Here is a 16804-nt window from a genome sequence, read left to right on the forward strand (position 1 = left end):
AGGGATTATTTTGCATATCAAAAAAGAATATTTTAGTGAACAGGTATTTAATCGAATGTGCAGCTTACATTCTATGATCCCTCTTGTCAGCGGATCTTCAGATAATATTTAAAAGACATTTTTAGTTAGAATCAAGAGGTAGATTTGATGACAAAATTAGCACATTACGATATTGTTGGTAGTTTCTTAAGACCAGAAGAATTAAAAGAAGCAAGAAAGAATTTCAACCAGGAAAAGATCTCACAAGAAGAGTTAACTAAAATTGAAGATCAAGAAATTAAAAAGCTAATTCAAAAAGAAGAAGAATTAGGATTAACAGCAGTCACAGATGGTGAATTTCGTCGTAGTTGGTGGCATCTTGACTTCTTGTGGGGATTAAATGGCGTTGCCAAATATGATTACAAAGAGAGCTATAAGTTCTACGGAGCTAAAACTAGGACCGATAATGCAGAACTATCTGGAAAAATTGCCTATAATCCTGACCATCCATTTTTTGATGCATTTAAGTTTGTTAATGCTAATGTAAAAAATGCAATTGCTAAGCAAACTATTCCTTCCCCAACTCTCCTATTTAGGGACAATCGCTCTGATAATTGGCCTAACTTCTACGATAATAAAAAAGATTACTTGGACGACCTAGCTACAGCCTACAATAAAACAATCAAACATTTTTATGATTTAGGTTGTCGCTATATTCAAATTGATGATACTACCTGGGCTTTTTTGATCAGTAAATTAAATGAAACGCAAAATGATCCCAAAGAACATGAAAAATATGTTCAATTAGCAGAAGAGTCTGTTTATGTAATTAATAAGTCAATAGAAAATCTGCCTGCTGATCTAACAATTGCTACACATATTTGTCGTGGAAATTTCAAGTCTACTTTTCTTTTTTCTGGTGGATATGAACCAATTGCAAAATATCTTGGTCAGTTAAACTATGATCGCTTTTTCTTAGAATATGACAGTGATCGTGCTGGTGATTTGAAACCAATTAAGCGAATTTGGAATAATCGTGATAATGTCACCATTGTTCTTGGCTTGATTACTTCAAAAAATGGCGAATTAGAAGATCCAGTTGCAATCGCAAAACGCATCACGGAAGCCGGCCAATTAGTACCCTTGGATAATCTGGCTCTAAGTACCCAATGCGGCTTTGCTTCTACTGAAGAAGGAAACATTTTAAGTGAAGCTGATCAATGGAAAAAGATTAAATTTGTTGTTAAGATAGCAAATAATATTTGGAAAAGTTTTTAACGGAGGGAAATATTATGGGTAAAGTTGAAAGTTTTGAATTAGATCATACTAAAGTTAAGGCACCTTACGTTCGTTTAATTACTGTTGAAGAAGGACAAAAAGGCGATAAAATTAGTAATTTTGATCTTCGTTTGGTTCAGCCTAATGAAAATGCAATTCCTACTGGAGGCTTGCATACCATTGAACACCTATTAGCTGGATTATTACGTGACCGCATTGATGGTTATATTGATTGTTCACCATTTGGTTGTCGCACCGGCTTCCACCTCTTAGTTTGGGGTACTCCATCCACTACAGAGGTAGCTAAGGCACTTAAAGAATCGCTTGAAGAAATTCGCGATAATATTACCTGGGAAGATGTTCCAGGAACTACGATTGAATCTTGTGGTAATTACCGCGACCACTCCCTTTTCTCAGCTAAGCAATGGTCAAGAGATATTTTAGAAAAAGGTATTTCCGATGATCCATTTGAGAGACATGTTGTAGAATAATTTTTCTGAATAAATATAAAAATGCATTATTACTAATTCAAACTAGTAATAATGCATTTTTTAATTATTTTTCTTATATCTATTCCACAAAACTATGTTGCCAATTACTAGCATACATATCCAAATAGCTGCTAGAACTAGGTTGTTTTGGTAACTTTGTTTATTTTGAATATTACCCCAAATCACACCAATATATATTCCACTTAGAATTGCACTTAATGTAATGCTAGTTAAGATAACTACTAAATTTGGTATTTTTTTCTTATAGTTTAGCAACTGAAGCCAATTATAGACCATCTCACAAATTACGATTAATACTACCAGTAAGTCATACCACCATTCCTGCCGCTTAACAAACATATTTATCGTCTCAATGAAATAGTAGCCACAAATCATTGCAAATAAATCTAAAGTAAGCAATTGTCCTACAATGGTGTTCTTTTCTTTTTCTTTCATAAAAGTCCCTTTATCAATCTTATTGTCTCTTTTAATTATAGAACAATAGCCTCCATTTCAGCATTAAAAATATTAAAGCGGGCTTTAGGCACTTAAGATATGGAAGTAGCTTAAAACAATTCCTAAAATTAGAACAAACCAGATCATCTTAGTAGACGTTACGTGTTTCTTTCCTAACAACCAGTAAACTAAAGCAACGAGTAATACAGGTACTAAGGATGGCATAATTTGATTTAAAATTGTTTGCATCTTTAATGTTACTTTACCTGCTCGATATACAAATGGCACTTTAACATTCACTACTGTTGGTATTAAGGCACCAACGACGGTAACCCCAAGTAAGATAGCAGAGTCGGTAATTGCATTTAACTTACCTGAAGCAGAATCAATTAATTTTGCTCCCTGTGAATAACCGAGGTTTAAAAAGCTAAATCTTGTGAATAAAACAATTAAATTAACGATTATCCACAAAAAAGCTCCAAAAGGATTTCCTCGTAATCCCATATATGCACCAATTGATCCACAGATTGTAGGAATAATAGCTCCAAAAATTGTATCTCCTACCCCAGCTAATGGTCCCATTAAACCTGTCTTTAAGCCGGCAATTGTTTCTTTGGCTTTACTTCCCTGCTTTTCTTCAATTGCTAAATCCATTCCAATAATAAAGTTTCCATCAAATGCATTCACATTGAAGAATTGTGACTGCATTTGCATCATTTCAACTAATTCTTCATCTTTGTACCAGCGTTTTAAAAATGGCAAAACAGTATAAAAGTAACCGGGAGCCATCATTTTTTCATAGTTCCAAGATAACTGACTAGCCCATAGCCAACGCCAATTTGCTCGAAAAAGATCTTTTTTTGTTAATTTATTTGAATTAGTTTTCATATTCTCCCTCTTCATTTGTATATTCTTCACTCTCAGTTACTTTTTCTGAACTATTTGGTTTTGTATTTAATTTTTCTACTTCACGAGTGTAGTGAAGATAAGCTAAAGCGGCTCCCAGCAAAGCTACCCCTAACATTGGCATTTTTAAGTAAGCTGCTGCAATGAAGCCTATTGCTAAATAAGAAATAAATCTTTTAGTTGGCAAGTATCTAAGTAAAATTGCAATACCAACAATTGGCAAAATATGCCCCGATACTTTTAACCCATCAGTCAACCAAGCTGGAATTATTCGTAGAATTGCTTTAACAACATCATTTCCTACTACAAGTAAGATAAAAACTGGGATTGCACGTGAAAAGCCCCAGGTAAAAGTTCCCCACAATGCATTTCTTGCTGCCGCATTTGGCTTATTTTCTTTAATAAAAGTATCAATTCGATGTTGAAAAATAGTATTAGCAAATCTGGCTAAAACATCTAGTTGGACCATTAAGAGTCCTACTGGAACGGCCAAACCAATTGCAAACTGCGCACCTTTTCCTGAAATAACGGCGTAAACTGTACCAACAATTGCACCAGTCATAAAGTCCGGCATTGAGGCTCCTCCATATGTTGAGACCCCTAAGACCATTAATTGGAGCGTTGCTCCAACTGCCAGCCCAGTTGTAATATCACCCATAATAATTCCTGAAATCATCCCAATTGCTAAAGGATTATTCACAATTGATACAGTCAATTGATCAATAATTGCCCAAAATGCTAGGCAAGTTAGTAATAGAATCTGCCACCATTGTATTGTCATTGTCTTATCTTTCCTTTACTTTTTTAATAATTCCATAAATTCTTCTTTGTCTTCTGCCGGCACCATTTGATGATAAAGATGACAACCATGCTCATTTAAATAGTTAAAATTATCAACATCTTCTGCCGTAACAGCCACACTCTTAGCAACTTGACGTGAATCAGCCTTAGTAGACATATTTCCTACATTAATTTCAGGCAAGTTCACACCATTATCAATCATTTGGCGTAAAACTCCAGGATTTTTAACTAACACTAAAACGGTTTGACCTTTATATTTTCCTTCATTAATTCTTCTGGCTGCACCTTTAGCAGTCAAAATACTTAAGTGAACACCATGCGGGCAGGCAGTCTTTAAGGCTGTTTTTTGAATATCGTTCTTTACAATATCATCCCCAACTACCATAATTCGCGTTAATCGCAATGCATTTGTCCACATGGTAGCAACTTGTCCGTGGATAAGTCTTTCATCAATTCGAACGTTATGCATAGTTTGTGGTTCTACTTCCGCATTTTTATTTAATTCGTTACTTTGATGAGACTCTTTCTTGGTTGGAGTGGGTTTATCTTTAGTTGAATTTCCAACAGGAGCTATATTTTCTTTAGCTTGTTTAATTGCTTCCTCCATCGGAGTTCCCATTACTCCTGCTAACAAAAGCGGCAAGCACAGACCGCTATATACTTTTACTTCAGGATGTTCGTGCTGATAGCGTAATGCAGCGTTAGCCGGAGTTCCTCCGGCAATATCCACAATAATAGTTGGCACTTGTTCAAAGCTTTCCGCAGTTTGAGCAATTTCATCAAGCAAATCATCTTGATTCATTGTTTGTTTAAAAGCAATCGCCTTTACATTTGATAATTTTCCTGCAATCATTTCACAGCTAGCTAGAGTTGCCTTAGCATATTCACCATGACTAACTATTAAAAAGTTATCCACATTTAATTCCTCCAGAATTCACAATGTTTATATTTTATCCTAATTGGTATATAAATTAAAGCTAAATATAGTAATGCTTGTAGCTAATTATCCAACATTGGTATAGTTCAATTATGACAGTTTGTACTTGTAATCGTTATCATTGCTGATACAAAAAGAAGACCCTACTAGGCAATGTAGAGTCTTCTTAAGGAATATAACTATGAAAATTTTATTTAATGAAATATTATTTAAGAATTGTGTTGAATATATGAGGATTTATAGGAAAATTTATTTTAATTACTTAGTAAAACCAACATCATACCATGAATTTGCAGATGGCTTAAGTGACCAGCCAGTTACCTTGTTGTTAACTGCAGTTACTGACCAACTGTTTGTGGTAGGTACAACATAGGCATTGTCATACATCCATTGTTGCCACTTATCAAATGCTTGTACACGGTACTTGTGGTTGAAGGCCTTAGTTGAATCAATGTTAGTAAGAAGTTTAGATTGAGTTGGAGAAACAAAACGAGCCATGTTGTATGGAGCGCCTTCACTGTAAAGGTCCATTGGTGATGGTTCAGATGATAAACTCCAGCCACCTTCAAAGACATCAATCTTAGGACTATCTGCTTGAACATCTTGTACCCAAGAGTTGAATTCCATTGGACGACCACCAACAAATTTAGCATCTAAGCCAATCTTTTGCCATTGTTGGATGTAGTTAGTCCAGATCTTTTCAGCGTTTGGTTGTGTATTACGAACAGCAACGTTAATAGTTAACTTCTTACCATTTGGTTGACGACGGTATTTTTCACCCTTACGCTTCTTGTATCCAGCCTTGTCTAACAATTCATTAGCTTTCTTCAAGTTATATGGGTATCCCTTGATGCTCTTATCAGAGAAGTCACCAAATTGTGCTGGGATTAATGTGTTAATTCTAAATGACAAACCATTGCTGTAACGCTTGGTAACAGCGTCAATGTTCATTGCATAAGCCATCGCTTTACGTAATGAGACATTGTTCATCTTAGCGTTCTTATCCTCAACGTTCTTGCCAGTCTTCTTGTCAAACTTACCTACCTTAAATCCTAAGTAGTTGTAAGATAGAGGAATCTTACCAATGAAGTTAACGCCCTTAGTATCCTTAACGTTGTTCCATTGAGAGTTAAGCACACCAGTAATATCAAACTTGTGACTCTTAATAGCTTGAGAAACAGAGTTAGTTCCGATTACTTCCATAGTAATCTTATCTAAGTTTGGCTTACCACGCCAGTAATGTTCATTTGGTACATAAGTAACTGATTGACCACGAACAACTTTTTGAACTTTGTATGGACCAAAGAAAAGTGGTTGTTTACGAACCTTGTCATCTGATAAAAGTTTATCAAACGGAACGTCTTTCAAGTAGTGGTATGGTTCTGCAGTTTCAAGAAAGTAACCATTACCAGATTGAAGCATACCTGGTTTCATTTCCTTAAAATGAAGAACGACCTTTCGGCCATTTTCACCATTTGGCATTTCGATACCAGAAATCTTGTCGCTCTTTCCCTTGTGGTATTCTTCTAACCCAACAAGGTTAGCTAAAGAATCTGTATATCTTGAAGTCTTAGTCTTAGGATTACCAACGATCTCGTAGGCATATTCAAGGTCCTTAGCAGTTACTTGCTTACCGTCTGACCACTTAACCCCATCTTTAACTTCGATAGTAATTGTCTTAGCGTTCTTATCTAACTTAAAGGTAGCTGCACCCTTATTATTAATCTTATAGCTATCATCAACACTAAATAATCCTTCTAAACCTGGACTTTGAATTTCTGTGTCAGTAGAAGTATCAGATAATTCTGGTAAGAAAATACCTGTGAACGGTGAGTCACTTTCAATGGCGTATTTTAATGTTCCACCCTTTTTAACTTGCTCCTTAGGAACTGCTTCCTTAAAGCTAACTTTCTTATCGCTAGCATTATTATTGTTGTTATTCCCACAAGCAGTTAAAGTTAATGCCGCACCGGACAATACTGTAATTGCTCCTAACCACTTAACTTTTTTCAATTTATTCTCCTCCTTTATGAGATGACTTAAATTTCTTGTTTTTGATTATATGATATTAAAATGAAAAAAACAATACAAAATTTAAATATTTTAGTGATAAATTTTATCTAGCTTAAAGTTACAATAGAATTTCTATTTTATTTATAATATTTAGGCTGAAAGCCATTAAAATAAAGCTAGGCAAATAAAAAAAGCTGATATACTTTCGTTATTTAAGCGAAAATATATCAGTTTCTTTCACATATTTTTTCTTAATTAATATTTCTTTTTAATATTTCTTTTAGGAGTAAAATTTAAAGCCAATACTGAACCAATTACTAATAAGGTTCCCAGCCAATCCATCCCAGACATCACTAAACCGAAAATCAAAACCGAACCCACTGTAGCGGACAAAGGTTCAAAGGCATCTAGTAAACTTACAGTCGATGGTTTCACATAGCGTAGAGCGTTAGCCATAATTTGAAATGGAATAATCGTTCCGATAATAATTATTGCACTTACGTCCAGCCATACCCTAGGTGTATTTGGAATTGCTGGAAACTGCGGATATACAATCATCAACCCAATTCCCACAAATAGCATCCCCCAGCCTGTTACAACCAAACTTGAGACTCTTTTAACAAGTTTAATCGGGATTAAAGTATAGCTTGCTTCTCCTAATGCCGATAGCAATCCAAAAAATAGGGCCAGTGGAGTAATTGCTAGTTGATTAAAATTACCATGAGTTGATAATAAGAATACGCCAATAAAAGCTAGGATAGCAGCTACTACATCCAATTTTCTTAATACTTGTTGATGGGTGACAGCCAAATATGTTAGGACAAAAAATGGCCCAATAAACTGCAAAATCGTGGCAATTGATGCATTTGCCATCTCAATTGCAATAAAGTAAAAGACTTGTACTGGTAACAAGCCAAAAACTCCATATGCAATAATGTGGAAAGTATTTTTCTTATCTTTTAAAACTGAAAATGGCTTTTGATGTAAGATTGTCGCAATAATTAATAAAACAATCCCAGAGATAATTAATCGGATTTGTGTTAACCAAATCGGCGTAATCTTACTACTCACTTTAAATAAAGATTCGGCAAATAATCCAGATATTCCCCACATTACTGCTGCTAAAGCAGCTAAAATTGTCCATAGCCTACTTTTTGCCTGTTTATCCATCCAACTTTTCCTCACAAATTAAAATTGATCTAAATCATCATAACATACTTCCTTTGTTACTTATTTCTCGCCTCATAAAAAATACTGCCCGAAAAATCGAGCAGTATTTTTTAATTCAACTAATTTAAATCTTTTCCATTGGATTCAATAACTTTCTTATACCAATAGAATGAATCCTTCGGCATTCTTTCTAAAGTGTCTTTACCATCATCATCACGATCTACATAGATAAACCCATAACGCTTACTCATTTGACCAGTACCAGCAGATACTAGGTCAATATATCTCCAGGTAGTATAACCAATAAGATCTACTCCGTCATTAATTGCACGCTCCATTGCTTTAATGTGCATTCTTAGATAGTCGATTCTATAATCATCGTGAATTTTACCGTCTTCACTAATTTCATCCACTGCACCAAGGCCATTTTCAACAACCATCATTGGAATATCGTAACGGTCATACATTAATTCAAGATAGTATTGTAAGCCATCTGGATCAGTTGCCCAGCCCCATTCAGAATACTTCAAATATGGGTTCTTGGCTCCAGCAGCAAAGTTACCACCTACTTTATCCTTTCTAAGTATATCATCTTTATTTGTAGTAGCTCAGACCTGATCACATCAGTAATCCGCTTATTTGCAATAGTTATAATTGCGCTTACATATGATTTTGTCAATAAGTATTTAAATAAAAATACTTATTTTTATGCAACAAAAAAAGAAGAGGCCTCTAGTCTCTTCTTTCTTTGTCTATATTTAGAATTAAACTTTACAATATTTACTTATCTCTACGCTTCTTACCAGCGCCTAAGCCGAACAAGCTACCTACTGCTGCAATAGCTAAACCTAAGATACCAGCTGTATTTTCAGACTTAGCACCTGTTTGTGGCAAAGTAGCCTTTTCAGAATGCTTAATTTGTTGTGCTGGAGTTGCGGAAGTCTTCTTTTCATTATTTTCTGCAACAGGCTTAGTAATAACTTGAGCAGTATTCTTACTGTTATTTTCCTTTGCGACAACATCGACATATACCTTAACTGTCAAGTCTACGCTTGAACCATCTGGGTAAGTTACTGTAATAACGCCAGTGTGTTCACCAACTGTATTGACATTCGGCACTTCTTTCCAAGTGTACTTAGTACCTGCTGGCATTTCATCCTTGTTCTTAATAGCATCTGCTGGGTTTGGAAGAACGCCTGGAGTAGTGTGAATTGGTTGTGTTTCTGGTGTTACATTGTTTGTATTAACAATTACCTTCACAGTTACTTCGTCCTTTGAGCCATCTGGGTAAGTTACAACAATCACACCAGTACTTTCACCTGGCTTAGTTACATCTGGGGTCTTCTCCCATGTGTACTTAGTTCCATCTGGTAAGTCACTCTTGTTCTTAATGCCTTCTGCTGGATTTGGTACAACACCGGTCTTAGTGTTTACATCTTGGCCTTCTGGAGTGTACTTGTCTGCATCAGTTGGAGTTGCTGGGTTTGTTACATGGATGGTTACTGGGACTTCATCCTTTGAACCATCTGGGTAAGTTACTACAATTACACCAGTACTTTCACCTGCAGTAGTTACATCTGGAGTGTCTTTCCAAGTGTACTTAGTGCCATCTGGTAAGTCACCCTTGTTCTTGATGCCTTCTGCTGGATTTGGTACAACACCGGTCTTAGTGTTTACATCTTGGCCTTCTGGAGTGTACTTATCTGCATCAGTTGGAGTTGCTGGGTTGGTTACGTGAATGGTTACTGGGACTTCGTCCTTTGAACCATCTGGGTAAGTTACAACAACAGTTGCTGGCTTGTCTCCTGCAGTAGTTACATCTGGAGTATCTTTCCAAGTGTACTTAGTACCATCTGGTAAGTCACCCTTGTTCTTGATACCTTCTGCTGGATCTGGTACAACACCGGTCTTAGTGTTTACATCTGGACCTTCTGGAGTGTACTTATCTGCATCAGTTGTTGGATTGGTTACGTGGATGGTTACTGGAACTTCATCCTTTGAACCATCTGGGTAGATTACAACAATAGTTGCTGGCTTGTCTCCTGCAGTAGTTACATCTGGAGTGTCTTTCCAAGTGTACTTAGTGCCATCTGGTAAGTCACCCTTGTTCTTGATGCCTTCTGCTGGATTTGGTACAACACCGGTCTTAGTGTTTACATCTTGACCTTCTGGAGTGTACTTATCTGCATCAGTTGGAGTTGCTGGGTTTGTTACGTGGACAGTTACTGGGACTTCATCCTTTGAACCATCTGGGTAAGTTACAACAACTGTGGCTGGCTTGTCTCCTGCAGTAGTTACATCTGGTGTGTCCTTCCAAGTGTACTTAGTGCCGTCTGGTAAGTCGCCCTTGTTCTTGATACCTTCTGCTGGATTTGGTACAACACCGGTCTTAGTGTTTACATCTTGACCTTCTGGAGTGTACTTGTCGGCATCAGTTGGAGTTGTTGGGGTTGTTACGTGGACAGTTACTGGGACTTCATCCTTTGAACCATCTGGGTAAGTTACAACAACTGTGGCTGGCTTGTCTCCTGCAGTAGTTACATCTGGTGTGTCTTTCCATGTGTACTTAGTGCCATCTGGTAAGTCACCCTTGTTCTTGATACCTTCTGCTGGATTTGGTACAACACCGGTCTTAGTGTTTACATCTTGACCTTCTGGAGTGTACTTGTCGGCATCAGTTGGAGTTGTTGGGGTTGTTACGTGGACAGTTACTGGGACTTCATCCTTTGAACCATCTGGGTAAGTTACTACTACTGTAGCTGGCTTGTTTCCTGCAGTAGTCACATCTGGGGTATCTTTCCAGGTGTACTTAGTGCTTGATGGTAAGTCACTCTTATTCTTGATACCATCTGCTGGATTTGGTAATTCGCCAGTCTTAGTATTAATTGTTTGGCCCTCTGGCTTATACTTATCAGCATCGGTCGTCTTAGATGGGTTTGTTACATGAACGGTTATGGGAACTTCATCCTTTGAGCCATCTGGGTAAGTTACAACAACTGTACCTGACTTGTCACCGGCAGTAGTCACATCTGGGGTATCTTTCCAGGTGTACTTAGTGCCTGATGGCAAGTCGCTCTTATTCTTGATACCTTCTGCTGGATTCGGTAATTCGCCAGTCTTAGTATTAATTGTTTGGCCCTCTGGCTTATACTTATCGGCATCGGTCGTCTTAGATGGGTTTGTTACATGAACGGTTACGGGAACTTCATCCTTTGAGCCATCTGGGTAAGTTACTACTACTGTAGCTGGCTTATTACCGGTAGTTGTTACATCTGGGGTATCTTTCCAGGTGTATTTGGTACCTGATAGTAAATCGCTCTTGTTCTTAATGCCGTCTGCAGCTGATGGTACAACACCGGTCTTAGTGTTTACATCTTGTCCTTCTGGCTTGTACTTGTCGGCATCGGTTTCTGGGCTTGTTACATGGACAGTTACTGGAACTTCAGTCGTTGAGCCATCTGGGTAAGTTACTACTACTGTAGCTGGCTTATTTCCGGTAGTTGTTACATCTGGGGTCGTCTTCCAAGTGTATTTGGTACCTGATGGTAAATCGCTCTTGTTCTTAATGCCGTCTGCAGCTGATGGTACAACACCGGTCTTAGTGTTTACATCTTGTCCTTCTGGCTTGTACTTGTCGGCATCGGTTTCTGGGCTTGTTACATGGACAGTTACTGGAACTTCAGTCGTTGAGCCATCTGGGTAAGTTACTACTACTGTAGCTGGCTTATTACCAGCAGTTGTTACATCGGGAGTTGTCTTCCAAGTGTATTTGGTACCTGATGGCAAGTCACTCTTGTTTGCAATACCTTCTTCTGCTGCTGGTACAACGCCAGTCTTGGTGTTTACATCCTGTCCTTCTGGCTTGTACTTATCTGCATCGGTTTCTGGACTAGTTACATGGACAGTTACCGGAACTTCAGTCGTTGAGCCATCTGGGTAAGTTACTACTACTGTAGCTGGTTTATTTCCGGCAGTTGTTACATCGGGAGTTGTCTTCCAAGTGTATTTGGTACCTGATGGTAAATCGCTCTTGTTCTTGATACCTTCTTCTGCTGCTGGTACAACACCTGTCTTCGTGTTCACATCTTGTCCTTCTGGCTTGTACTTATCTGCATCGGTTTCTGGACTAGTTACGTGGATAGTTACCGGAACTTCAGTCGTTGAACCATCTGGGTAAGTTACTACTACTGTAGCTGGTTTATTACCGGCAGTCGTTACATCGGGGGTCGTCTTCCAGGTGTATTTAGTGCCTGATGGTAAATCGCTCTTGTTTGCAATACCTTCTTCTGCTGCTGGTACAACACCTGTCTTCGTGTTCACATCTTGACCTTCCGGCTTATACTTGTCGGCATCGGTTGAAGTTGTTGGATTTGTTACATGAACGGTTACGGGAACTTCGTCCTTTGAGCCATCTGGGTAAGTTACTACTACTGTAGCTGGCTTATTTCCGGTAGTTGTTACATCTGGGGTCGTCTTCCAAGTGTATTTGGTACCTGATGGTAAATCACTCTTGTTCTTAATACCCTCTGCTGCACTTGGTACCACACCAGTCTTGGTGTTTACATCTTGGCCTTCTGGCTTGTACTTGTCGGCATCGGTTGAAGTTGTTGGATTTGTTACATGAACGGTTACGGGAACTTCGTCCTTTGAGCCATCTGGGTAAGTTACTACTACTGTAGCTGGCTTATTACCGGCAGTTGGTACATCTGGGGTTGTCTTCCAGGTGTACTTGGTATCTGATGGTAAATCACTCTTATTCTTAATACCTTCTGCAGCTGCTGGTACAACACCGGTCTTAGTGTTTATATCTTGACCTTCTGGTGTGTACTTATCGGCATCAGTAGTTATCTTAATTGAACTTGCTGGAATGTTAATGTTCAAGTAAGTTGGTTGACCATTTGCATCTTTATCAGTAAAGGTAATCTTGATAACACCGTCTTGACCTTGTGCATTAGGCTTAGTTGCCCATTCCGTCTTTGCAATTTCATCAGTTGGGATGTTGTTATCTACTAATTGGCTAAATTGTTCACTAGTCAAATCCGAACCAAGGACAATATTAACTGGAGCAGTTACAGCCTTAGCACCAGCCCCTTTAGCATCAATGGTAAATGGGTTAGTAGTTACAACACCATTCTTTGAGCCAAGTATATTCTTAGTTGCATCATTATCAGTAAAGTCAACATTAACACTAGTTGTGATGTCTTTACCGGATGCAATTGCGGTAGCAACATTAGTATCTGGAGTTGTAGTCCAGCTTACAGTCGATGGAGCAATAGTAATTGGAGTTGCTGTAGTTGAAAGTTTACCATCTGTTAATTCATAACCTTCTGCAGTTACAATACCAACTGGTGAGAGAACTTGTGAATTTTCAGTAGTTTCGTGAGCGTTAAGTTTAGAAGTGTCAACGCTAGTTACAACTGCACCATTATCACCCCAAGTTACTGTTTGACCAGCTTTAGTAACAATTACTGGAACAGTCGTTTCACTAGTACTAGTGTCTGGGTAAGTTACAGTTACTGGAATATTGTAAGCACCTGGAGTTACATCTGTACCTGGTTTAACAGTTACAGTACCAGTTGACGAATTAATAGTTGCCCAATCAGGTGTATCAGTATCTGTAGTAAAGGTCGTGCCAGCTGGAGCAGTAATATCTTTGCCATCTTGATTAGTAAATGACGGATCATCAATAGCAGTTTGACCTTGTTCAACATTTACTGGTTTATACGACGGAGTATATTGATTACTTTCATCTAAGTTTGAACCAAATTTAACTCCAGAGGCATTCCACCAACTAAAGTGGTTAATAAAACTATTCAAAGCTTTCGAAGCGGTAGTTTCATTTCCTTCAGGAACAACTGCACCATTAGAGAAGCTATTAGATCCTGAATCGGAGGCCATAGCTGTTAAGGTAACTTCATTAACACCTTTGGCTGGAGTATCGTCATTAACTGATCCATTCATATATTCAGAACCTGCATTGTTCCAATCACCAAAATCGCGATATGAACGAAAGGCATACGCATAGTCCCCACCTTGACTAGTATTATTCAAATATTTAACATTCCAAGTTACCGGTTTTGTTTCACCAGCTGGAATTATAGTCAATGGAGTATTGTAGGCACTATCAGGTGAATTAATTACAATGTGGGTCTGGTGATATGCATAGTCTCCTGCACCTTCAGTTTTAATTAAATATCCTGGTTTATTAAGTGCAGTACGCTGTAAATTAATTAACTTCGCATTGTTGAAATTAATGTAGTTTTGACTACTCGTTCCCCACATAGTCAAAATAGCTGGCCAGCCACCCCAATATTGACTCTTAGATAAAGTATAGGAAGAAGGCAGGTAAGATGAGTAAGCTGAATCTTGCAAATTCAAACTACCATCATTTACTTCAAGATGATAAATTTCACCATCTCCACTGCTTGGTCCCATTGCAAGTAAAGGAGCATCAGAATCAGTTACCTTGGTTCTAATGATAGAAAGAACAGCATTTGGACTAATTCTTACTGTACTGTCATTAGTGTCACCATCATAGTCCAATCCGACTAAGCCAGCGGAACGGAAGCCGGTACTATTCATCTTGCTAGTAGTAATTTTTAATGAAGCTGAATCTTGCAAGTCAAGGTTACTTGCATTATTGACTCCCATTGAATCGCCAGAACCTAATTCCATGGTTACTTGAGCATTAGGCATTAAACGCAATACCCCAGAAGTTGCATTGTCAATTGTTTGATTGCCAGCACCATTAGCAAATGAAACACCTGCCATATTTGAAGTAGCTTCACTGTTAAAATCAACTTGCGCACTACTATCAACAACAACATTACCTGAAGCTAGGATATCTGCTAAGTTACTTGAACTATTATTATTTGCAGTAAATACAGTAGACCCATTACTAAAGTTAACATTGTTTGCTTGAATTAAAGCTGAACTCGTAATATTCGAATTAGTTAAATTACCTTGTAATTTATTCTCTCCCTCAAAATTAACGTTAACATTAGGATACGAGGAAGCAGTTGAATTATTAAGTAATTGGCCGGAATCTTTACTTGTTGTAACTCCATTAAAGGTCAATGTACTATCATTAGAGGTTGCACTGTTAAACCAAAATGGGCCATATCCACTAGTTGTTTGAAGATTTAGATCCTTTAAAATGACATTCCAATTGCGAGTAGGATTGCTTGCGTTTGGCTCATAGTAGGTATTACTGTCAAGATCAATATAGTTTCCTCCCATGTTTAAAGAATATTGCTTTTGACCATCAATTGTTACTGTACGAGCAATTCCATAGTTATTTATATCCTGATAGCTACCATTATTTAAATTAGCATTACTAAAATCAATATTCTTATCTAAAGTAATTGTACTTACATTTTTATTTTGTAAAGCGTTTAAGAATTGAGAATAATCATTAACTGATTCTGTTTGATTATTAGTTGCTTGAACATTTGCCTTTTGAACAATTGGCTTTACTGCATTATTTTGATTACTTGCAGTCAGATTCGTTTTTTCTGAATTTTCAGTTTGACTATTTGCTACACTTTTATTTAAAGTTTCTTGTGAAGTATTATTAGTAGTATTGTTATTAACTTTAGTTTGAACAGCAGCTGGTGCTTTTACAGTATTAACTACAGTATTTTGTGATTTTACAGTACTATTAACTGCAGTATTGGTAGCATTTTTCCCCTTCTCATTCGAAAGTACTTCTGCTGTTTTGTTTACTTCACTCCCATTTTTTACATTTACACTATTTGGAGTAACTGTATCGGCTTTTACGCTTTGACTGTCTACGCCAATTCCAAAAAGAGTAAATCCAATTAAAACTGAAGCAGCTCCAATTGAAAATTTCCTAATTGAAAACCGCTCTTTTTTGTTCTCCATTTTACGAATTTTTTCTTGATAATTATTTCTGGATAACATTATTTGTCTCCTCCACAAATTAAGTAAGCCTTTTCACCACACAATATAGAACCTCATTTACTGATAGTCAAGAATTAAGTAACTTATCTTATTTAATAATTGATACCTTATGTTTCATAGCTAATAAAGTTCTATACTTTTCCAGTCAGATAATTATAAAAGCTAAAAACAGCCCTTATTTTTATAAGGACTGTTTAAAATCGAGTGAGACAAATTTAGCAAAATTTTTATATAGAAAAAGGAACTGCTTTTACACAGTTCCTTCTCGATTATCTAGTAATACTATCTGCACGGCCTTTATAATCACCATTTTCAGTTCCAATAATTAATTCTTCGCCTTCCTTAATGAAATCTGGTACAGTTACAACTAAGCCAGTATCCATTGTTGCAGGCTTACCACCACCAGCAGCAGTAGCACCCTTTATTTCTGGTTGAGTTTCTTTAACTGTCATCTTTACAGTGGATGGTAAGTTAATTCCGATTAATTTACCTTCATCAGTGAACTTAAGGTCTACTTCAATATTTGGCATCAAGAATTTAGCTTCTGAAGCTAAATGTTCTTTAGGAATTAAATATTGTTCATAAGTATCTGTATCCATAAAAATAAAGTTAGTGCCATCATCGTAAAGATATTGTGCTTTTTTCAAGGAAACATTAACTAAGTCTACTTTTTCACTTGGACGCATTGTTTTATGCACAACTGCACCACTCATAACACCACGCAAATCCATTTGCATAACTGTATTACCTTTACCGGGTTTGTGGTGATTACTCTTTAATACTTCAATCAACTTACCATCTTGGTTAAAAATCATACCTTTTTTTAATTCAATTGCTTGCATTAACAAAT

General features: G+C 37.1%; 10 protein-coding genes and 1 pseudogene. 2 read left to right on the forward strand and 9 right to left on the reverse strand.

Going from position 1 to position 16804, the window contains the following annotated elements; all coding sequences use genetic code 11:
• Positions 1 to 147 precede the first annotated feature (147 nt).
• On the forward strand, positions 148 to 1257 hold the full coding sequence (locus H0I41_RS08165; RefSeq protein WP_086875163.1) for a vitamin B12 independent methionine synthase: 1110 nt from the start codon (positions 148 to 150) through the stop codon (positions 1255 to 1257).
• A 14-nt stretch (positions 1258 to 1271) separates the two neighbouring features.
• Complete coding sequence (locus tag H0I41_RS08170) at positions 1272 to 1748, forward strand: S-ribosylhomocysteine lyase (RefSeq protein ID WP_086875164.1); 477 nt, start codon at positions 1272 to 1274, stop codon at positions 1746 to 1748.
• A gap of 60 nt (positions 1749 to 1808) precedes the next feature.
• Here H0I41_RS08170 and H0I41_RS08175 read toward each other — a convergent pair whose 3' ends face one another.
• From H0I41_RS08175 to efp, 9 genes and pseudogenes are all read right to left on the reverse strand, one after another.
• Positions 1809 to 2204: a hypothetical protein gene (locus H0I41_RS08175; RefSeq protein WP_086875165.1), complete on the reverse strand. Its 396-nt coding sequence runs from the start codon at positions 2202 to 2204 to the stop codon at positions 1809 to 1811.
• A gap of 84 nt (positions 2205 to 2288) precedes the next feature.
• Positions 2289 to 3092: a PTS system mannose/fructose/sorbose family transporter subunit IID gene (locus tag H0I41_RS08180; RefSeq protein ID WP_086875166.1), complete on the reverse strand. Its 804-nt coding sequence runs from the start codon at positions 3090 to 3092 to the stop codon at positions 2289 to 2291.
• Complete coding sequence (locus H0I41_RS08185; RefSeq protein ID WP_135014170.1) at positions 3082 to 3891, reverse strand: PTS mannose/fructose/sorbose/N-acetylgalactosamine transporter subunit IIC; 810 nt, start codon at positions 3889 to 3891, stop codon at positions 3082 to 3084. Before H0I41_RS08185 ends, H0I41_RS08180 begins: the two co-directional genes overlap by 11 nt.
• 15 nt (positions 3892 to 3906) lie before the next feature.
• On the reverse strand, positions 3907 to 4827 hold the full coding sequence (locus H0I41_RS08190; RefSeq protein WP_135014171.1) for a PTS sugar transporter subunit IIAB: 921 nt from the start codon (positions 4825 to 4827) through the stop codon (positions 3907 to 3909).
• 279 nt (positions 4828 to 5106) lie between these two features.
• Positions 5107 to 6861 carry an oligopeptide ABC transporter substrate-binding protein gene (locus H0I41_RS08195; protein ID WP_135014172.1) on the reverse strand — a complete coding sequence of 585 codons (1755 nt, stop codon included), beginning with the start codon at positions 6859 to 6861 and terminating at the stop codon, positions 5107 to 5109.
• Positions 6862 to 7116: 255 nt separating this feature from the next.
• Positions 7117 to 8031: an EamA family transporter gene (locus H0I41_RS08200; protein WP_135014173.1), complete on the reverse strand. Its 915-nt coding sequence runs from the start codon at positions 8029 to 8031 to the stop codon at positions 7117 to 7119.
• Between the two features lie 119 nt (positions 8032 to 8150).
• Positions 8151 to 8609 (reverse strand): annotated as a pseudogene (locus tag H0I41_RS08205) (family 1 glycosylhydrolase); the annotation flags it as partial.
• A gap of 202 nt (positions 8610 to 8811) precedes the next feature.
• Positions 8812 to 15954, reverse strand: a complete 7143-nt coding sequence (locus H0I41_RS08210; protein ID WP_228099710.1) for a Rib/alpha-like domain-containing protein — start codon at positions 15952 to 15954, stop codon at positions 8812 to 8814.
• A 269-nt stretch (positions 15955 to 16223) separates the two neighbouring features.
• The gene (efp, locus tag H0I41_RS08215; RefSeq protein WP_135014174.1) at positions 16224 to 16796 is read right to left on the reverse strand and encodes an elongation factor P; all 573 of its coding nucleotides are present in this window, start codon (positions 16794 to 16796) and stop codon (positions 16224 to 16226) included.
• Positions 16797 to 16804: the final 8 nt, after the last annotated feature.

Source organism: Lactobacillus johnsonii, from assembly GCF_014058685.1.
In the GTDB taxonomy this organism is placed as follows: Bacteria; Bacillota; Bacilli; order Lactobacillales; family Lactobacillaceae; genus Lactobacillus.